General features: G+C 70.8%; 16 protein-coding genes. 9 read left to right on the top strand and 7 right to left on the bottom strand.

What is annotated here, in order from left to right; translation table 11 throughout:
• Nucleotides 1-5: 5 nt before the first annotated feature.
• The 3 genes from BR98_RS26920 to BR98_RS26910 form a co-directional block, all read right to left on the bottom strand.
• On the bottom strand, nt 6-1565 hold the full coding sequence (locus tag BR98_RS26920; protein WP_051971190.1) for an ABC transporter ATP-binding protein: 1560 nt from the start codon (nt 1563-1565) through the stop codon (nt 6-8).
• Between the two features lie 337 nt (nt 1566-1902).
• Nucleotides 1903-2973, bottom strand: coding sequence for a BMP family lipoprotein (locus tag BR98_RS26915; RefSeq protein WP_035848342.1), 1071 nt, complete (start codon nt 2971-2973; stop codon nt 1903-1905).
• A gap of 179 nt (nt 2974-3152) precedes the next feature.
• On the bottom strand, nt 3153-4382 hold the full coding sequence (locus tag BR98_RS26910) for an amidohydrolase (RefSeq protein WP_051971189.1): 1230 nt from the start codon (nt 4380-4382) through the stop codon (nt 3153-3155).
• 572 nt (nt 4383-4954) lie between these two features.
• Between BR98_RS26910 and BR98_RS26905 the strand changes: the two genes are divergently transcribed.
• Nucleotides 4955-7021, top strand: a complete 2067-nt coding sequence (locus BR98_RS26905) for a S53 family peptidase (RefSeq protein WP_083977021.1) — start codon at nt 4955-4957, stop codon at nt 7019-7021.
• A gap of 71 nt (nt 7022-7092) precedes the next feature.
• Here the strand turns inward: BR98_RS26905 and BR98_RS26900 are convergent, their stop codons facing one another.
• Nucleotides 7093-8685, bottom strand: coding sequence for an acyl-CoA mutase large subunit family protein (locus BR98_RS26900; protein WP_035848340.1), 1593 nt, complete (start codon nt 8683-8685; stop codon nt 7093-7095).
• A 153-nt stretch (nt 8686-8838) separates the two neighbouring features.
• Here BR98_RS26900 and BR98_RS26895 point away from each other — a divergent pair, with 153 nt between their 5' ends.
• From BR98_RS26895 to BR98_RS26885, 3 genes are all read left to right on the top strand, one after another.
• On the top strand, nt 8839-9600 hold the full coding sequence (locus tag BR98_RS26895; protein ID WP_035848338.1) for an SDR family oxidoreductase: 762 nt from the start codon (nt 8839-8841) through the stop codon (nt 9598-9600).
• 4 nt (nt 9601-9604) lie between these two features.
• Nucleotides 9605-11146, top strand: a complete 1542-nt coding sequence (locus BR98_RS26890; protein WP_232247612.1) for an alpha/beta hydrolase — start codon at nt 9605-9607, stop codon at nt 11144-11146.
• Between the two features lie 323 nt (nt 11147-11469).
• Nucleotides 11470-11961, top strand: a complete 492-nt coding sequence (locus BR98_RS26885; RefSeq protein WP_035848336.1) for a 2-oxo-4-hydroxy-4-carboxy-5-ureidoimidazoline decarboxylase — start codon at nt 11470-11472, stop codon at nt 11959-11961.
• A 5-nt stretch (nt 11962-11966) separates the two neighbouring features.
• Here the strand turns inward: BR98_RS26885 and BR98_RS26880 are convergent, their stop codons facing one another.
• On the bottom strand, nt 11967-12758 hold the full coding sequence (locus BR98_RS26880) for a hypothetical protein (protein WP_035848334.1): 792 nt from the start codon (nt 12756-12758) through the stop codon (nt 11967-11969).
• A gap of 239 nt (nt 12759-12997) precedes the next feature.
• Here BR98_RS26880 and sdhC point away from each other — a divergent pair, with 239 nt between their 5' ends.
• The 4 genes from sdhC to BR98_RS26860 are packed head-to-tail and all read left to right on the top strand — an operon-like array spanning nt 12998 to nt 16433.
• The gene (sdhC, locus tag BR98_RS26875; RefSeq protein WP_035848332.1) at nt 12998-13381 is read left to right on the top strand and encodes a succinate dehydrogenase, cytochrome b556 subunit; all 384 of its coding nucleotides are present in this window, start codon (nt 12998-13000) and stop codon (nt 13379-13381) included.
• Nucleotides 13382-13387: 6 nt separating this feature from the next.
• Nucleotides 13388-13879, top strand: coding sequence for a succinate dehydrogenase, hydrophobic membrane anchor protein (sdhD, locus tag BR98_RS26870; protein ID WP_035848331.1), 492 nt, complete (start codon nt 13388-13390; stop codon nt 13877-13879).
• 35 nt (nt 13880-13914) lie between these two features.
• Nucleotides 13915-15657 (top strand): succinate dehydrogenase flavoprotein subunit, encoded by a 1743-nt coding sequence (gene sdhA / locus BR98_RS26865; protein ID WP_035848328.1) that lies wholly within the window; start codon nt 13915-13917, stop codon nt 15655-15657.
• Nucleotides 15657-16433: a succinate dehydrogenase iron-sulfur subunit gene (locus BR98_RS26860; protein ID WP_035848325.1), complete on the top strand. Its 777-nt coding sequence runs from the start codon at nt 15657-15659 to the stop codon at nt 16431-16433. The genes sdhA and BR98_RS26860 overlap by 1 nt, the downstream gene beginning before the upstream one ends.
• 58 nt (nt 16434-16491) lie before the next feature.
• Here the strand turns inward: BR98_RS26860 and BR98_RS26855 are convergent, their stop codons facing one another.
• Entirely contained in the window at nt 16492-16734 is a 243-nt protein-coding gene (locus BR98_RS26855; RefSeq protein WP_035848323.1) for an SCO4848 family membrane protein, read from the bottom strand.
• Nucleotides 16735-16896: 162 nt separating this feature from the next.
• Here BR98_RS26855 and BR98_RS26850 point away from each other — a divergent pair, with 162 nt between their 5' ends.
• Nucleotides 16897-18246, top strand: a complete 1350-nt coding sequence (locus BR98_RS26850; RefSeq protein ID WP_063774848.1) for a D-alanyl-D-alanine carboxypeptidase family protein — start codon at nt 16897-16899, stop codon at nt 18244-18246.
• Between the two features lie 34 nt (nt 18247-18280).
• On the opposite strand, the gene BR98_RS26845 is transcribed toward BR98_RS26850, so the two are convergent.
• On the bottom strand, nt 18281-19222 hold the full coding sequence (locus BR98_RS26845; protein ID WP_051970246.1) for a YihY/virulence factor BrkB family protein: 942 nt from the start codon (nt 19220-19222) through the stop codon (nt 18281-18283).
• Nucleotides 19223-19249: the final 27 nt, after the last annotated feature.

The following is a 19249-nucleotide window of genomic DNA, read 5'->3' as shown; positions in this document are numbered from 1 at the left end:
GTCGGTCACTCCCCCGCCTGCGCGTCGTCGGCAGCGGTGTCGTCGGTGGTGGCGTCCTGCGGGGAGGTGTCGACCCCGCCCGGCTCGTCGCTGCGCCCGAGCTCCTCGGCGGCGACAGCCGCCGCCTCGGCCAGCGCGGTCTCGTCGGACTCGATGTGGCCCGAGGCGGCGCCGGTCATCGCGGTGCCCAGGTCCTCGGCGGTGACGGTGGCCGGGTCGGCCTCGGCGACCAGGCGGCCGCGGTAGATCACCTTGATGAAGTCGGACAGGCCGATCAGCTCGTCCAGGTCGGCGGAGATCAGCAGCACCGCCAGGCCCTCGCGCTGGGCGGCCCGGATCTGCTCCCAGATCTGGGCCTGCGCGCCGACGTCCACACCGCGGGTCGGGTGGGCGGCGATCAGCAGCTTGGGGTTGTGGCTCATCTCGCGGCCGATGATCAGCTTCTGCTGGTTGCCGCCGGAGAGCGAGGCGGCGGTGACCTCGATGCCGGGGGTACGGACGTCGTACTCCTGGACGATCCGCAGGGTGTCCTTGCGGGCACCGGCCGGGTCGAGCCGGAAGCCCTTGGAGTTGGGCTCCTCGGTGACGTGGCCGAGGATCCGGTTCTCCCAGAGCGGGGCCTCCAGCAGCAGGCCGTGCCGGTGCCGGTCCTCGGGGATGTAGCCGATGCCGGCCTCGCGGCGGGCCCGGGTCAGCGCGCTGGTCAGGTCGGCGCCGTCCAGAATGACGGTTCCGGCGTCCAGCGGGAGCATGCCCATGATGGCCTCGACCAGTTCGGCCTGGCCGTTGCCCTCGACGCCGGCGATGCCGAGGATCTCGCCCTTGTGGATGGTCAGCGAGATGTCGTCCAGGACCACCCGCTCGATGCCCTCGGCGTCGGGCTTGGCGATCCGCAGGCCCTCGACCTTGAGCATCTCCTCGGTGGTGACCGTGGATTCGCGGCTCTGCGGCGAGGGCAGCTCGCTGCCGACCATCAGCTCGGCCAGCTGGCGGGCCGTCACCTGCTGCGGGTCGGCGTCGCCGACCGTGGTGCCGCGGCGGATCACGGTGATCGCGTCGGCCACCGAGAGCACCTCGTGCAGCTTGTGCGAGATGAAGATGACGGTGACGCCCTCGGCCTTGAGCTCGCGCAGGTTTCCGAAGAGCTGGTCGACCTCCTGCGGGACCAGTACGGCGGTGGGCTCGTCCAGGATCAGGATCCGGGCGCCGCGGTAGAGCACCTTGAGGATCTCGACGCGCTGGCGCTCGGCCACACCGAGGTCCTCGACCAGGGCGTCGGGGCGGACGTTCAGGCTGTACTGGTCGGAGATCTCCTGGATCTTCGCCCTGGCCCGGGAGCCGATGCCGTAGAGCTTCTCGCCGCCGAGGACGACGTTCTCCAGCACGGTGAGGTTGTCGGCCAGCATGAAGTGCTGGTGCACCATGCCGATGCCGCGCGCGATCGCGTCCCCGGGGGTGCTGAACTCCACCTGCTCGCCGTTGACCGCGATGGTGCCCTCGTCCGGGCGCTGCATCCCGTAGAGGATCTTCATCAGCGTCGACTTGCCGGCGCCGTTCTCGCCCATCAGGGCGTGCACGGTACCGGTGCGGACGGTGAGGTTGATGTCGTGGTTGGCCACGACACCGGGGAAGCGCTTGGTGATGCCGCGCAGCTCGACGGCCGTCGTCGCCGTCCCCGCGCCGGGGTTGCCTCCCTTGCTCAGGGAGGGGTTGGAAGCGGTGATGGCGATCTCCTGATGGTCGGCAGGCGCTTCGTCGCGCTGGGGGGTAGCCGGAGAACGGTGCGGCGGTACGAGCCGCGGGGAGTACAGGAGAGGCCCGGCGGAGTGCGCTGGCGCGCGACCCACCGGGCCCCTCCCCTTACCTGGTACTACTTACTGCTTGCTGCGTGCTGACGAGTGATCAGCCGGCCGGCGGCGCGGTCGGGATCGTGGTGGCACCCGAGGTGATCTTCGCGGTGGCGTCGTCGAGCTGCTTCTTGATGTCGTCGATGTGGCCACCGGTGGTGGCGAGCGAGACACCGCCCTGCTTGAGGTCGAAGTTCTTCACGCCGGTCAGCGGGTTACCGGTCTTGATGCTGTTGATGTACGAGAACACCGCGGTGTCGACGTTCTTGACCATCGAGGTGAGGATCTTGGCCTTGTAGGCCGACAGGGCCGGCTGGTTGGCCTGGTCGGAGTCGACACCGATGGCCCAGGCCGGCGGGTTGGTGCTGTTGAACACGGCCTCGATCGCGCCGGAGCCGGAGGAGCCGGCCGCCGAGTAGATCACGTCGTCCTTGTTGTCCAGCAGACCCTGGGCGGCGGACTTGCCCTTGGCCGGGTCGCCGAAGCCGCTGAAGTCCGGCGGGGTGGTCAGGTACTTGACGTCGACCTTGACGCTCGGGTCGGTCGCCTGGACGCCCGCACGGTAGCCGGCCTCGAACTTCTTGATCAGCTCGGTCTGCACGCCACCGATGAAGCCGACCTGCTTGGTCTTGGTCTTCAGCGCGGCCGCGACACCGGCCAGGTACGAGCCCTCCTGCTCCGAGAAGGTCAGCGAGGTGACGTTGCTCGGCTGGGTGGTGGAGGCGGAGTCGATGATCGCGAACTTGACCTCGGGGTGGGCCTTGGCGACCTTCTCGACGGCGGCCTGGTAGACGAAGCCGACCGCGACGACCGGGTTGAAGCCGGCGGTCACCAGGCTGTTGAGGCGGGCCTCCTTGTCGGAGTCGGCCTCACCCTGCTTGGCCTCGGCCTCGGTCTTCTGGACGCCCAGGTCGGACACGGCCTTGTCCAGGCCGCGGGCGGCGGAGTCGTTGAACGACTGGTCGCCACGGCCGCCGATGTCGTAGGCCATACCGACCTTGAGACCGGAGCCGGAGGCGCCTGCGGAAGCGGTGTTGTCGGTGCTCTTTGCGCCGCAAGCGGCGAGCGAGGCGATGCCCAGGGAACCCGAGAGCACAACCGCGGCGAGCTTTACTGAACGGCGCAAGGGAGTATCTCCTTCTCACACACCCGTTTGGCGTGGTCTGGCGCCACCGTAACGCGCGTAGAACACGGTTTTATTACGGGGTGCCGGGCCATTCGGGTTGTTATCAAACCGTGGCACGGAGGCCCGCCGAACCGGGACAAATGTCGACGAGCACCCCCCAGTGTCCCACGGTTCGACCGTTACACCCGGCCATGCTCCAGCGCCAGCGAGCTGAACAGCTCCACCCCGATCCCGATCGCCCGCTCGTCCACGTCGAACCGGCCCTGGTGCAGGTCGCGCACGGCCGTCTCGTGCGGCGCCCGGACACCGAGTCGGGCCAGTGCGCCCGGCGCGTGCTCCAGGTACCAGGAGAAGTCCTCGCCACCAAGGGACTGCTCCGTCTCCTCCACGACCGCGTCACCTCCCGCACCGAACTGCCGCGTCATCGCGGTGTCCAGCTGGGCGATCGAGACGGCCTCGTTCACCACCGGCGGGACCCCGCGCTTGTAGTCCAGGCTCCACTTCGCCCGATGGGTCTCGGCCATCTTGCTGATCAGCTCGTGCAGCACGTCCGGCGCCTCGCGCCAGCCGTCCAGCTCCAGGCAGCGGACCGTGCCCTCCAGCTCGGCGTGTTGCGGGATCACATTGGGGGCGGAACCGGCCATGATCCGACCCCAGACCAGGCTGACCCCCCAGCGCGGGTCCATCCGGCGGGACAGCGCGCCCGGCAGGTCGGCGGCCAGTCGGCCGATCGCCGCCACCAGATCGGTGGTCAGGTGCGGGCGGGCGGTGTGTCCGCCGGGGCCGTCCAGGCTGAGCACCAGCGCGTCGCAGGCCGAGGTGATCGCCCCGGTGCGCAGGCCGACCCGGCCGACCCGCACCTTCGGGTCGCAGTGCACCGCGAAGATCCGACCCACCCCGTCCATCCCGCCGGCCGCGATGACGTCCAGCGCGCCGCCGGGCATCACCTCCTCGGCGGGCTGGAAGATCAGCCGCACCGGCTGGCCGAGCCGCCCCTCGCGCAGCGCCTCGGCCAGCACCAACGCGGTGCCGAGCACCACCGAGGTGTGCACGTCGTGGCCGCAGGCGTGGGCCTGGCCCGGCACCTTGGAGCGGTACGGGACCTCGCTCTTGGCGTCATCGATGGGCAGCGCGTCGATGTCCGCGCGGAAGGCCAGCAGCGGGGCGCCGGCCGGGGTGCCGGGCGGGACCAGGTCGACGATCAGGCCGGTGCCGTGCGGCAGCACCCGGGGGGCCAGTCCGGCCTCGGTGAGGCGGTCCACCAGCCGGCCGGTGGTGCGGAACTCCTGGCGGCCCAGCTCGGGGTGCTGGTGCAGGTCACGGCGGAACGCGATCAGCTCGGCCTCGTAGGCGCGCACCCGCGAACGGAGCGTCAGTTTCGCCGGGGGGAGCGGATGGTGACTGATCATCGCCTTGCCCTTCGGAGTACCCGACGCGGACGCCACCGACGACACGGACGCGATGACCTGCGGACTGGCCTGCGCGGCCGACTGAGGACGGTTCACCTCAACAAGGGTATGGGCCCGGCCGGAGTTTGGCCTGACTTCGGCCAAATCCGTCCCTGAATTGGCGCATACGCGGCGTGCGGGTGGGTATGACATCTCGTTTCAGCCGCCTTCCCCGGTGACCACCGCCCTGGGCGATGAACCTGTGCAACGACCGGGCGACCCAGGAGTAACGTCCCGTCACCCACCAGGCCAAAGGTCTGGTGGACGACCAGGATGTGGCCCGCTCGTCACGGCCGCGTGGCCGCCACGTATCAAGATCCGGTCGTTCAGGTCATGTGCTGGCAAAGAAATCAGACGAAGTCTTGAGCTTCGACCATCAGAGCGAATAGACAACGTCCGCACAGTCAAACTCGCGCTCCGCGCGACCCTGCGTCAGGTGCACGGTCGCATTGGGGCGATTCGTCCTGCCAGCGCCCGGTCTGCGCCCACGAAGTGCGTCCGCGGCGCAGTCATCATGAGAGTGGGGAACCCACGTGCCCGCAGCCAAGCGCAGCCGGCTGTCCCGGATAGCAGTGGCGGCTCCGGCCGCCGCCCTGGTCCTGGGATCGCTCGCGATCGCCCACCCGGCGTTCGCCGACGCCCCGTCCGGCATCGCGAAGGACCTTCAGGGGACCCACCCCGCCTGGGCGACCCCCCAGGCCGACGCCGGTGCGGTGCCGAGCAGCACCCCGAGCACCGCGCGCATCTACCTGGCCGGCAAGGACCCGGCCGCACTGGCCGCCTACGCGCAGGCCGTCTCCTCGCAGAGCTCGGCGCAGTACGGCAACTTCCTGTCGGCCGCCGAGGCCAAGGCCCGGTTCGGCGCCACCCCCGAGCAGGTCAAGGCGGTCACCGACTGGGTGACCGGCGCCGGCCTGACCGTCGAGGCCGTGACCACGCACTTCGTGCAGGTCTCCGGCTCCAGCGGTGCGCTGGCCAAGGCCTTCGGCACCGAGTTCCGCAACTACCGCACCGCGGACGGCACCCGTAAGGCCCCGGCCTCCGACGCCGTGGTCCCGGCCTCCGTGGCCAACGCCGTGCTCGCCGTCCAGGGTCTGAGCGACGCGGCCGGCAAGGCCTCCTCGCAGGCCGTCTCGGCCGCCACCGCCGAGGCCAAGGCCGTCGCCGCGCAGCAGGCCGCCCGGGCCGCCGCGCCCGGCGTCATCGCCGACAAGGGCACCGACACCCTGCCGACCGTGCCGACCTGCTCCGAGGACGGCTACGACTCGCTGATCGCCAAGGGCGCGCCGGCCGGCTACGAGAAGAACGAGCCCTTCGCTCCCTGCTCGTACACCACCTCGCAGCTGCGCCAGGCCTACGGCGTCACCAAGTCCGGTCTGACCGGCAAGGGCGCCACCGTCGCCATCGTCGACGCCTACGGCTTCGGCACCATGGAGGCCGACGCCAACCACTTCTCCACCGCGCACGGTGACAAGCCGTTCGCCCCGGGGCAGTACAAGGAGATCGTCACCCCCGACAAGTGGCAGCACCAGGCCGACTGCGGTGACTGGTCGGGCGAGGAGGCGCTGGACGTCGAGATGGTGCACGGTCTCGCGCCGGACGCCAACGTCGTCTACGTCGGTGCCAACTCCTGCTACGACCAGGACCTGGGCGACGCGCTGGCCAACATCGTCGACAACCACCTGGCCGATGTCGTCTCCAACTCCTGGGGCGAGATCATGCACGGCAAGAGCGGTGACCTGGACCCGGCCGTGATCGCCGCGGACAACCAGATCTTCCAGCTCGGCGCCGTCCAGGGCATCGGCTTCACGGTCTCCTCCGGCGACTGCGGCGACAACTCGCCGGCGGCCGCGGCCACCGGCATCAACTGCCAGGCCGACACCAACCAGGCCCAGGTGCAGTGGCCGTCCGCCTCCCCGTGGGTCACCGCCGTCGGCGGCACCGCGCTGGAGCTGTGGAACAAGAAGGGCGACTACGCCGACGAGGTCAGCATGGGCGACCAGCGCTCGGTGCTCTCGGCCGACCAGAAGTCCTGGAACCCGCTGCCCGGCTTCTTCTACTTCGGTGGTGGCGGCGGTGTCGCCAAGGACATCGCGCAGCCGTGGTACCAGCAGGGCGTCGTGCCGGACTCGGTCTCGCACACCGCCGCGGACGGCACCAAGTCGGCCACCCCGCTGCGCGCCACCCCGGACATCGCGATGAGCGGTGACCTGGTGGCGGCCACCCTGGTCGGCTACACCCCGACCGGCGGCGCCTACAGCGAGGGCGGCTACGGCGGCACCTCGGTCTCCTCCCCGGAGCTGGCCGGCATGCTGGCCGACGCCATCGAGGCGCGCGGCGGCAAGGCGATCGGCTTCGCCAACCCGGCGCTGTACAACCGGGCCGACAACGACCGCATCTACAACGACGTGGACGACACCGAGAACCACGGCAAGCTCGGCAACGTGGTCGACCTCGGCGTCATCAACGGCGCGCTGAAGGTGCGTCTGTACAAGATCGGCTCGGACTTCGGTCTCAAGGCCACCCCGGGCTACGACACCGCGACCGGCGTCGGCACCCCGGGCAAGGACTTCCTGAAGTCCTTCGCCAAGCGCGGCTGACCGTCCTGACACACCAGTGGGGCCCGGGAGAGACTCTCCCGGGCCCCACTCGGTTTCTGTGGCGTCAGGCGTCAGAACCGGTCGACCGGGGTGTACGTGCCCCAGATCTCCCGCAGCGCGTTGCTGACCTCGCCGACGGTGGCCCGGGCGGCCAGCGCCTCCTTCATCGGGTAGAGCACGTTGTCGCTGCCCTCGGCCGCCTTGCGCAGCGCGGTCAGCGTGCGGTCCACCGCCGAGGAGTCGCGGTCGGCGCGCAGCCGGGCGAGTCGCTCGGCCTGCTGGGCCTCGATCGCCGGGTCCACCCGCAGCGGCTCGTACGGGTCCTCGGTGTCCAGCTGGAAGCGGTTGACCCCGACCACGGTGCGCTCGCCGGAGTCCTGCTCCTGCTGGATCCGGTAGGCGGTGCGCTCGATCTCGGACTTCTGGTAGCCGTTCTCGATCGCGGCCACCGCGCCGCCCATCTCCTCGACCTTGGCCATCAGCTCCAGCGCCGTGGCCTCCACCTCGTCGGTCATCGCCTCGACCACGTAGGAACCGGCGAACGGGTCGACGGTGGCGGTGATGTCGGTCTCGTAGGCGAGCACCTGCTGGGTGCGCAGCGCCAGCCGGGCGGACTTCTCGGTCGGCAGCGCGATCGCCTCGTCGAAGCTGTTGGTGTGCAGCGACTGGGTGCCGCCGAGCACCGCCGCGAGCGCCTGCACCGAGACCCGGACCAGGTTGACCTCGGGCTGCTGGGCGGTCAGCTGCACGCCCGCGGTCTGGGTGTGGAAGCGCAGCATCTGCGACTTGGGGTTCTTGGCGCCGAACTCCTCACGCATCACCCGGGCCCAGATCCGGCGCGCGGCACGGAACTTGGCGACCTCCTCGAGCAGCGTGGTGCGCGAGACGAAGAAGAAGGACAGCCGCGGCGCGAAGTCGTCCACGTCCATCCCGGCGGCGACCGCGGTGCGCACGTACTCGATGCCGTTGGCCAGCGTGAAGGCGATCTCCTGCGCGGGGTTCGCCCCGGCCTCGGCCATGTGGTAGCCGGAGATCGAGATGGTGTTCCACTTCGGGATCTCGGCCCGGCAGTACTGGAACACGTCCGCGATCAGCCGCAGGCTCGGCTTCGGCGGGAAGATGTAGGTGCCGCGGGCGATGTACTCCTTGAGCACGTCGTTCTGGATGGTCCCGGTGAGCTTGTTGGACGCCACCCCCTGGGACTCGCCGACCAGCTGGTAGAGCAGCAGCAGCAGCGAACCGGGCGCGTTGATGGTCATCGAGGTGGAGACCTCGCCCAGCGGGATGCCGCCGAACAGCACGCTCATGTCCTCGACGCTGTCGATCGCCACGCCGACCTTGCCGACCTCGCCGGCCGAGATCGGGGCGTCCGAGTCGTAGCCCATCTGGGTGGGCAGGTCGAAGGCGACCGACAGGCCCATGGTGCCGTTGGCGATCAGCTGCTTGTAGCGGGCGTTGGACTCGGCCGCGGTGCCGAACCCGGCGTACTGGCGCATGGTCCAGGGGCGTCCGGTGTACATCGACGGGTAGACGCCGCGGGTGAACGGGTACTCGCCCGGAACGCCGAGCCGCTCGATCGGCTGCTCAGGGCCGTACAGCGGCTCGATGGGCCAGCCTGACTCGGAAAGACGGGCTGACTCGGTACGGCGTGGCTCGGGCGCCATGGGGAACCTCCGGATAACGCTGACTAACGTTCAGCTGGCGCTACGCACTGTAGGGGGCTGTGTAGAAGACAGGACAGATTCCACCCCTGGGACCTTGCTCACAGCCTGCTGCGATGATGGTCTTCACACAAGGCACAAAGGAGGACGGGCACGATGGGTACCGGTCAGCAACCAGTCGCGGTGGTCACCGGCGCGAGCAGCGGGATCGGCGCGGCCACCGCGCGGCGCCTGGCAGCCGAGGGCTTCTCGGTGGTGCTGACCGCGCGCCGCACCGAGCGGATCGAGGAGCTCGCCAAGGAGATCGAGGCCGCCGGCGGCACCGCCCGGGCGGTCACCCTGGACGTCACCGACCGGGCCGCGGTGGACGCCTTCGCCGAGCAGCTCGGCCCGATCGACGTACTGGTCAACAACGCCGGCGGGGCCTTCGGCGCCGAGTCGGTGGAGCAGGGCGACCCGGCCGACTGGCTGGCGATGTACCAGGTGAACGTGCTGGGCGTGCTGCACATGACCCAGGCGCTGCTGCCGGCCCTGCGGGCCAGCGGCGACGGCACCGTGCTGATCCTCTCCTCCACCGCCGCGCTGGCCGCCTACGAGGGCGGCGGCGGGTACGTGGCCGCCAAGCACGCCGCGCACACCATCGCCGCCACGCTGCGCCTGGAGCTGGTCGGCGAGCCGATCCGGGTGATCGAGATCGCCCCCGGCATGGTCAAGTCGGAGGGCTTCGCGGTCACCCGCTTCCGTGGCGACGAGGCCCGGGCCGCCGCCGTCTACCAGGGCGTCACGCACCCGCTCACCTCCGAGGACATCGCCGACACGGTGGCCTGGGCGGTCACCCGCCCCTCGCACGTGAACATCGACCTGCTGGTGGTGCGCCCGCGCGCCCAGGCGTCCAACTACAAGGTGCACCGGGACTGATCCGTTGACCCCCCTGCTGCGGTCGGCCCTGCTGCGTCTGCCGATACCGGTCGCGCTCGGCGCGCTGCTGCTCGCCGGCTGCACCAGTGCCACCCCGCCCACCCCCGCGCCCACCAGCACCGACGGCTACTACAGCCAGCGGATCAGCTGGACCTCCTGCGGCTCCGGCCTGCAGTGCGGCAAGCTGCGGGTCCCGCTCGACTACGGCAAGCCGGCCGGCGACTCGCTCGAACTCGCGCTGGTCCGCGAGCGGGCCAGGAACACCGGGCAGCGGGTCGGCTCGCTGATCGTCAACCCGGGCGGCCCCGGCGAGTCCGGCGTGGCCATGGTCAAGGACGGCACCGAGCAGTTCGACGGCCCGCTGCACGACCGCTTCGACATCGTCGGCTTCGACCCGCGCGGCACCGGGGACAGCTCCCCGGTCCGCTGCCTGACCGACCAGCAGCGCGACGCCCAGGACCAGCAGGACGACCCGGCCGACCCGCAGGCCCGCAAGGCGGTGCGCGCGCAGCGGGACAAGAGCTACGCGGCGGCCTGCGAGGCCGGCTCGGGCAAGCTGCTGCCCTACGTCGGCACCCGCAACACCGCCCGCGACATGGACCTGCTGCGCCAGGCGCTGGGCGATGCCAGGCTCAACTACCTCGGCGTCTCCTACGGCACCTACCTGGGCGCGCTCTACGCCGAGGAGTTCCCGACCAGGACCGGCCGGCTGGTGCTGGACGGCGCGGTGGACCCGGCCGCCGACAAGCTGGACAGCAGCGTGCAGCAGCAGATCGGCTTCGAGAAGTCGTTGGAGCGGTTCGCCACCGACTGCGTCACCAAGCACCCGGACGACTGCCCGCTGGGCAGCGACCCGGCCAAGGCCGGCGAGAACGCCGCCGCCTTCCTGGACGGCCTGCGCGACAAGCCGCTGCCGACCGGCGACCACGACGGGCGCAAGCTCACCTCGGGCCTGGGCTGGACCGGCGCGCTGCTGTTCCTCTACGGCGACCAGGACACCGCCTGGCGCGAGCTGCGCTCGGCGCTGAGCAGCGCGATCCGCCAGGGCAGCGGCGACCGGCTGCTGGCCGCCGCCGATGCCTACAACGGCCGCGACAAGAACGGCCACTACACCGCCTCGGACGACGCCCAGACCGCGATCGGCTGCGCCGACGCGGCCAGCCCGACGCCGTCGGCCGCACGCGTGCAGCAGGTGCTCGGCGAGCTCAAGCAGCAGGCCCCGCTGCTCAACCGGGACACCACTGCGGAGGACGTGCAGGGCGCGGGCTGCGCGGACTGGCCGTTCCAGACCACCGAGCAACCGCACACCGTGCGCGCCGAGGGCAGCGCCCCGATCCTGGTGATCGGCACCACCGGCGACCCGGCCACCCCGTACCAGTCGGCGGTCAACCTGGCCAAGGGCTTCGCCAACGCCACCCTGTTGACCCGGCAGGGCGAGGGCCACGCGGCCTTCGGCAGCGGCAACAGCTGTGTGGACTCCGCACTTGACGGATACCTGGTCAGCGGCACCGTGCCGGCCGCGAACACCTCCTGCGCGCAGGAGTAACGGCTGCTCCCGACGGGTAAGGTCGATGGCCCGGTAGCGCACGGGTCACAACTTGATAGCTCGTCAGGGTGAATTCCGCGAGCACTCTCCCCAACTGGTGAGCGCTCAACTACCGTGGTGCCGCTGCCCGGGACGACCACGGTCCCGCGTGGGCGAGTTCGCCCACGCCCTGCCGTGATCCATGCTGGTTACGACCTCTTGTGCTCACCCGACGCCCTTCCCGCCCTCCTGAGGAGGACCCGCTGGCCAGCGACACTCCGACCGACAGCTCCGCTGATCAGGTCGGTATCCCCGCACCCCGGCCGACTGCCGCCGACTGCCCCGTGCTTCCGGCGGTCGGCCTGCACCGATTCAACGAGGCCGATCCCGGCGCCGCCGAGGAGGCGCTGCTCGCCTGTTGCGGCAGCCACCGCTGGGCGCTGCGGCTGACCGCCCACCGTCCCTACCCCGACCTGGAGTCCCTGCTGGCCGCCGCCAGCGAGGCCTCCTACGACCTGCGCCCCAGCGACCTGGCCGAGGCGCTGGCCGACGAGAGCTGGATGCCCCAGCCACTGCTGGGGATGCGGGCGCCGGGCAGCCAGGCGGCGCACACCGCGCTGCGGGCCGCGCACGCCGCCTATGAGTCCCGGTTCGGGCACGTCTTCGTGGTCTGCCTGGACGGCGTCGAGCCGGAGGAGATGTTGGACACGGTGCTCAGCTCGATCCGGACCCGGCTGGCCAATGAGCCGGACGAGGAGCGCCTGGTCGCCGCCGAGGAGCTGCGCCGGATCGCACTGCACCGGCTGGAGCACCTGGTCGCCAGCGGCGCGAGCTGAGTTCGTCAACGCTCGGCGGCCCGCAGCTTGCGGGTCTGCGCCTGCACCACCGCCGGGTCGGGCACGGCGGCCGGCTCCTTCGCCGTGCCCACGGTGGAGAAGACGGCCAGCGCCGTGCCGACCCGGACCACGGCCGCCCGCTGGGTGAGTGCGGGCCCGCCCTGGTCACCACTCGTCAGGGTGAACGCGCTGACCGCGTCCGCTCCCTCGGGAGTGGGCGTGTCGGCCTTGGCCAGCTGGTGCCTGCTGCGGCCCGGCCGGCCCTTGACCGTGGAGCCGAAGGCGGCGCACTGGGCCAGCACCTGGTCCAGCGTCGACTGCAGTGCCGTCGACCGGCCCGCCGGGTAGCCGAGCAGCGCGACGTAGGAGGAGCCGCCGGCGCCCTTGTTCACCATCAGGTCGGCCTCCGCCTGCGGGGTCGCGGCCGGATCGCCGGGACCGATCGCGTCCAGCACCGGCTGACAGGCCGGCACGTCCGACAGCTGCCGCTCCACCGCGCCCGGCGGCGGCGCGGCCTGCCCCTCCTTGACCAGGCTGACGGTGTATCCGGGCCCCAGCTCGGCCTGGCCGACCGCGGCCGTGCGCAGCTCGGCGGCCGTCAGCACCCGGGCCGCGGGCGCCGGGGAGGCGTCGGAACTGGTGGGCCGCACCGTGGTGCAGCCGCCGGCGAGCACCAGCACGGTCGGCAGCAGGACGGGAAGCAGGCGGGTGCGCGGCGAGTGGGTGCGCGGCAGGCGGGTGCGCAGCGGACCGGCGGACGGCAGGCGGACGGGCTGAGACGGACGGCGGGCCGGCATGGCGTCCTCGCAGAGCGGTCGGCGGCGGGTTCGTCACCGTACCGCAGCCGCCCGGTGGCCCAACGTCACCCGGAAGGCCCCGATTAGCCCGCACGTGCCTGATTGATCACACTCAAACCCCCCGGAGGCGGTTCCCGACGCGGCGTCGATAGGATGCTCGCGGCCGGTGGACCGTACCCGGCCGGGCTGACCGACACCGAAGCCGGCCGAGCCCTTCAACCGCTTCCGGAGGGTTTCCCGTGCCGGCTGGAACGCTGTACCGCGGCCGCGAAGGCATGTGGTCCTGGGTGGCTCATCGAGTCACTGGCGTCCTCATTTTCTTCTTCCTTCTCGTCCACGTTCTCGACACCGCGCTGGTGCGGGTCTCGCCGCAGGCGTACGACTCGGTCATCCAGACCTACAAGACGCCCCTGGTGAACCTGATGGAGTACGGCCTGACCGCCGCCATCCTGTTCCACGCGCTGAACGGGCTGCGGGTCATCGCGGTCGACTTCTGGTCCAAGGGCCCGAAGTACCAGAAGCAGATGCTCTGGAGCGTCGTCGGCGTCTGGGTCGTCCTGATGGCCGGCGCCTTCTACCCGATTCTCCAGCACACGCTGACCGACTGGTTCGGGAAGGGCTGATCCGGCATGTCGACCGACACCACTGACATCGAGCTGGTCTCGTCCTCCCAGACCCACACCGGCAAGGGCCTGGGCACCGGCAATCCCGCCGACGGCTTCGTGATCGAGCCGCCGCGGACCCGGACCAAGACGACCCCGCGTCGCACCCGCACCAACTTCGAGATGCTCGCCTGGCTCTTCATGCGCCTGTCGGGCGTCGTGCTGGTCGTGCTGATCCTGGGTCACCTGATCATCATGCTGACCCTGGACGGCGGCGTGGCGAAGGTCAACTTCGCCTTCGTGGCGGGCCGTTGGGCCTCGCCGTTCTGGCAGGGCTGGGACCTGCTGATGCTCTGGCTGGCGATGCTGCACGGCGCCAACGGCATGCGCACCGTCATCAACGACTACGCCGAGAAGGATTCGACTCGGCTCTGGCTGAAGACCCTGATGGGAGTCGCGACCGTCTTCACGGTTCTGCTCGGCACCCTGGTGATCTTCACCTTCGACCCGAACATCTAATCGGCCATCGCAGAGCCAGAGGCGAGTAGAACCCCATGCAGATTCACCAGTACGACACCGTCATCGTCGGCGCCGGCGGCGCCGGCATGCGCGCGGCCATCGAGTCGACCCAGCGCAGCCGCACCGCGGTGCTGACCAAGCTCTACCCCACCCGGTCCCACACCGGCGCGGCCCAGGGCGGCATGTGCGCCGCCCTCGCCAACGTCGAGGAGGACAACTGGGAGTGGCACACCTTCGACACGGTCAAGGGTGGTGACTACCTGGTCGACCAGGACGCCGCCGAGATCATGTGCAAGGAGGCCATCGACGCCGTCCTCGACCTGGAGAAGATGGGTCTGCCCTTCTCCCGCACCGAGCAGGGCCGGATCGACCAGCGCCGCTTCGGCGGCCACACCCGCAACCACGGCGAGGCGGCCGTGCGCCGCTCCTGCTACGCGGCCGACCGCACCGGTCACATGATCCTGCAGACGCTGTTCCAGAACTGCGTCAAGCACGGCGTCGAGTTCTTCAACGAGTTCTACGTCCTGGACCTGCTGATCAACGACGGCAAGACCTCCGGCGTGGTCGCCTACGAGCTGGCCACCGGCGAGATCCACGTCTTCCAGGCCAAGGCCGTGGTCTTCGCCTCCGGCGGCACCGGCAAGTTCTTCAAGGTGACCTCCAACGCCCACACCCTCACCGGTGACGGCCAGGCCCTGGTCTACCGCCGCGGCCTGCCGCTGGAGGACATGGAGTTCTTCCAGTTCCACCCGACGGGCATCTGGCGGATGGGCATCCTGCTCACCGAGGGCGCCCGCGGCGAGGGCGGCATCCTGCGCAACAAGGACGGCGAGCGCTTCATGGAGCGCTACGCCCCGGTCATGAAGGACCTCGCGTCCCGTGACGTCTGCTCCCGCGCGATCTACACCGAGATCCGCGAGGGTCGCGGCTGCGGCCCCGAGGGCGACCACGTCTACCTGGACCTGACGCACCTTCCGCCGGAGCAGCTGGACGCCAAGCTGCCGGACATCACCGAGTTCGCCCGCACCTACCTCGGCATCGAGCCCTACACGGACCCGATCCCGATCCAGCCCACCGCGCACTACGCGATGGGCGGCATCCCGACCAACGTCGAGGGTGAGGTGCTGCGCAACAACACCGACGTCGTCCCGGGCCTGTACGCGGCCGGCGAGGTCGCCTGCGTGTCCGTGCACGGCGCCAACCGCCTGGGCACCAACTCGCTGCTGGACATCAACGTGTTCGGCAAGCGGGCCGGCATCGCCGCCGCCGACTACTCGTCGACGGTCGACTTCACCCCGCTGCCGGCCAACCCGGCCGAGAAGGTGCAGGCGCTGGTCGACGGCCTGCGCGAGTCCACCGGCACCGAGTCGGTCGCGCAGATCCGCAAGGAGCTGCAGGAGACCATGGACGTCAACGCCATGGTCTACCGCACCGGCGCCACCCTGAAGCAGGCCAGCGAGGACATCGCCGCGCTGCGCGAGCGGTACAAGAACGTGTCCATCCAGGACAAGGGCTACCGCTACAACACCGACCTGCTGGAGGCCGTGGAGCTGGGCAACCTGCTCGACCTGGCCGAGGTGCTGGTCGTCTCCGCGCTGGCCCGCGAGGAGTCGCGCGGCGGCCACTTCCGCGAGGACTTCCCGACCCGTGACGACGTGAAGTTCATGCAGCACACCATGGCGTACCAGGAGGTGGCCGAGGACGGCACCACCTCTATCCGCCTTGACTACAAGCCGGTCGTCACGACCCGCTACCAGCCGATGGAGCGTAAGTACTGATGAGCGCCCCCACGATCGACGCACCGCACTCGGCGGCGCTGGACGCGGCCGAGGCCGGCGGCGTGCAGCTGATCACCTTCACCCTGCGGATCCGCCGGTTCAACCCGGAGGAGCACCCGGAGCCGGTGTGGGTGGACTACCAGCTCACCATGGACCCCAAGGAGCGCGTCCTGGACGCCCTCAACAAGGTCAAGTGGGAGCAGGACGGCACCCTGACCTACCGTCGCTCCTGCGCGCACGGCATCTGCGGCTCGGACGCCATGCGGATCAACGGGCGCAACCGGCTGGCCTGCAAGACCCTGCTCAAGGACGTCAACCCGGAGAAGCCGATCACCATCGAGGCCATCAAGGGCCTCACGGTCCTCAAGGACCTGGTGGTCGACATGGACCCGTTCTTCCAGGCGTACAAGGACGTGATGCCGTTCCTGATCACCAAGGGGAACGAGCCCACCCGCGAGCGCCTGCAGTCCGCCGAGGACCGCGAGCGCTTCGACGACACCACCAAGTGCATCCTGTGCGCCGCGTGCACCTCGTCCTGCCCGGTCTTCTGGAACGACGGCCAGTACTTCGGCCCCGCCGCCATCGTCAACGCGCACCGCTTCATCTTCGACTCGCGCGACGAGGGCGCCGAGCAGCGCCTGGAGATCCTCAACGACCGTGAGGGTGTCTGGCGCTGCCGCACCACCTTCAACTGCTCCGAGGCCTGCCCGCGTGGCATCGAGGTCACCAAGGCCATCCAGGAAGTCAAGCGCGCCCTGGTGACGCGCCGCTTCTAGTCGCCTGCGCCGAGGGCCCGTCCGGTACCCACCGGACGGGCCCTCGGTCGTTGTGCCGTCAGGACTTCGCGGCGCGCAGTCCGCGCACGCCGACCGCACCCACCAGGGCGCCGAGGACGAAGGACGTGACGGCCAGGGTCAGGTGCACCCAGAAGAAGGCTGTGGGGTGGGAGTGGTCGCCGCCGGTGAAGGCCTGGTGGCCGGAGTCCTTCCAGAGGTTCTTCACGAAGGTGGTCCAGATGATCAGGGACCAGGCGCCGAAGGCGGTGAGGAACCAGGAGGTGCGGCGGCTGAGCTTCATGGCGGACGTTCCTTCGTGGACGGGGGTGGAGCAGGCATCCAGTATGGGCAGCGGGCCGATCGGCGTAGTCGGCGGCACCCGATCGGGGGAGCTGGGCGGCGCGCCTGGGCGGGTGGGGCGGGGACTGGGTACACCCAACACGTGCTTTTGGATGATCACCTGATGAGTCGTACTGCTCGCCGAGCGGCGGGGCCGGCGGCACTCGCCGTCGCCCTGGTCCTCGCCCTCGCACCGGCCGCCGCCGCCGAGCCGCCGCCGCTGCCCGAGGCGGTGGGCGGCGGGCTGCTGGGACAGTCGGGCGTGCAGGTCGCGCTCGGCCCGGCCGCGCCCCAGCTGCCGAGCGGGCTGACCGGGCAGTCCTGGCTGGTGGCCGACGCCGACAGCGGCGAGGTGCTCGCCGCGTACCACCCGCACCTGCGGCTGCCGCCCGCCAGCACCCTGAAGATGCTCTTCGCCGACACCGTGCTGCCCAGGTTCGACCGGAACGCGGTGCACAAGGTGGCGCCCGCCGAACTGGCCGGGATGGGGACCGGCAGCAGCCTGGTGGGCATCAAGGAGGACCTGGAGTACAAGGTCGAGGACCTGTGGCGCGGGGTCTTCCTGAGCTCGGGCAACGACGCGGTGCACGTGCTCGCCCACATGAACGGCGGGATCGAGCAGACGGTCCGTCAGATGCAGGCCGAGGCCGACGCCTTGGGCGCCGCCGACACCCAGGTGATCTCGCCCGACGGCTACGACGAGGACGGGCAGCTCACCTCCGCCTACGACCTGACCCTGTTCGCCCGCGAGGGGCTGCGCAATCCGGACTTCCGCTCCTACTGCGCCACCCGGGACGCCCAGTTCCCCGGCACCGTGGACCCGAAGACCGGGCAGCGCGGCACCTTCGGGATCCAGAACACCGACCGGCTGCTGGGCAAGTACCCGGGGCTGATCGGCGTCAAGAACGGCTACACCACCAACGCCGGTTCCACCTTCGTCGGGGCGGCCCAGCGGGACGGGCGGACCCTGCTGGTGGCCGTGATGCACCCGGACACCTATATGAAGGTCTACGACGAGACCGCGGCGCTGCTGGACTGGGGCTTCGCGGCAGCCGACAAGGTGACGCCGGTCGGCGCCCTGGTCGCGCCGAAGGCGGTGCCCACGCCCAGCCCGGCACCGAGCGCCACGGCGGGCGCCCAGCCCCCGCAGGCGGCGGCCAAGGCGGGCCAGGCGGCCAACGGGCAGGCCACCCGGGCGCAGGCCGTGGAGGTACCCCGGGTCGGCCGGCACAGTGCCAAGCTGCTCAGCCCCGAGAGCTGGACGATGGTCGCCGCCGTCACCCTCGCCGCCGCGGCGGCGGGCTGGCTGCTGAACCGGCGCCGGCGGCTCGCGACCGCGGCCGTGCCGACCGCCTTCACCCCCGCCGAGCCCGCCGTCGCCCAGACCGGTGGCTCCACCGCCGTCTCCGCCCCGCACTCCCCGCCGGCCCCGCCGACCGGCCCCGGCGGCTCCACCGCGCTGCGCCGCAGGTAACGCTCCCCCCGCTCGCCCGCTTCCCTTCACCCGCTCACCCGCGCGTCGGCACGCCGCCCGCCCCCAGCTCGCCGGCCGCGCGGTAGGCGGCCTCCGCGCTGGCCCGGGCGCGGGCCCGGGCACCCTCGGGGTCGGCCAGCGCCGTCCAGGAGACGCAGTACATCAGCAGCCGGCAGACGAAGTTGATCCAGAGCAGCAGCGCCACCGGCACCCCGAACGCCCCGTACAGGCTCTTGCCGGCCACCGAGCCGAGGTAGGAGGAGAGCAGCAGCTTGAGCAGTTCGAAGCCGACCGCGCCGATCAGTGCCGCCGTCAGCAGGTCGCGCCGGTGCTGGCCGTAGATCCCCGGGAACGGGCCCAGCAGGTAGAGGAAGAGCAGCAGGTCGGCGCCGACCGCGATCACGAAGCCGGAAGCGACCAGCAGCCAGTGCCCCGGCCCCCGGTCGGCCAGGCCCAGCCCGGTGGCCAGTTGCCCGGCCAGCCGGGTGGCCACCGTCGAAGCACCCAGCGAGACGATCGAGACCAGGCCCAGACCCAGCAGCACCACGCAGTCCTTGATCTTGAGCAGCACCACGTTGTCCTGCTCGGCGGGCAGTTGCCAGATGTCGCGGATCGAGCCGCGTATGGTCGCCACCCAGCCGAGCCCGGAGACCAGCAGCAGCAGCCCGCTGATCACCCCGACGGTCGCGGCGTTGGCGATCAGCGAGTCCAGGCCGAGCGAGTCGGACAGCCCGGGCACCTGGTCGGCGATCTTGTGCTTGAGGCTGTCCACCCGGGTCGGGGTCAGCGTGCTGACCGCGATCGCCAGCGCCACGGTGAGCAGCGGGAAGAGCGCCAGGAAGCCGAAGAAGGTCACCGCCCCGGCCAGCCGGTTGCCCTTGGCGGCGCTGAGGAGCTGGTAGACCCGGTAAGGGCGGCTGCGCAACACGGCGGCCAGCAACGGGCCGAGGACCGGCAGCCTGGTGAGGAATCCCATGGCGCCCAGACTGACATTCCCGGCACC

Origin of the sequence: Kitasatospora azatica KCTC 9699 (genome assembly GCF_000744785.1) — a bacterium.
In the GTDB taxonomy this organism is placed as follows: domain Bacteria; phylum Actinomycetota; class Actinomycetes; order Streptomycetales; family Streptomycetaceae; genus Kitasatospora; species Kitasatospora azatica.
This window is presented reverse-complemented; position numbering and strand designations above follow the sequence as displayed.